1 pseudogene is annotated in these 308 nt (G+C 47.1%); it reads right to left on the reverse strand.

Annotated elements, in window-relative coordinates:
* Nucleotides 1-308 (reverse strand): annotated as a pseudogene (locus tag B4K20_RS07290) (PepSY domain-containing protein); the annotation flags it as partial.

Raw genomic sequence — 308 nt, forward strand, 5'->3', positions numbered from 1 at the left:
ACCAGAATGTAGAGGGAACTGGGCTTGAATGAAAATATCACCTGCCGTACCTTGCCCAGGTATCTTACCGCCAAGGTAGTCACCACTTTTACCATCGAAATAAAGCCACGGATTGCCTAAACCACCATCGCCATGATCATTCTCCGGCTTATAAAATCCCACGCCATAAACATCGTAATGAGACGCATAAAAAATCCCGCCTGCAGGATCTGAAATGCCTAACTTGTCGGCTTGTTGACGTGCAATCGGCAGAATCTGTTCACGACTCAACTCGGCATTGATGGGTTCATCTAATGGTGTCGGTGTAC

It is taken from the genome of Methylophaga sp. UBA5088, assembly GCF_002414625.1.
GTDB classification, from domain to species: Bacteria; Pseudomonadota; Gammaproteobacteria; order Nitrosococcales; family Methylophagaceae; genus Methylophaga; species Methylophaga marina.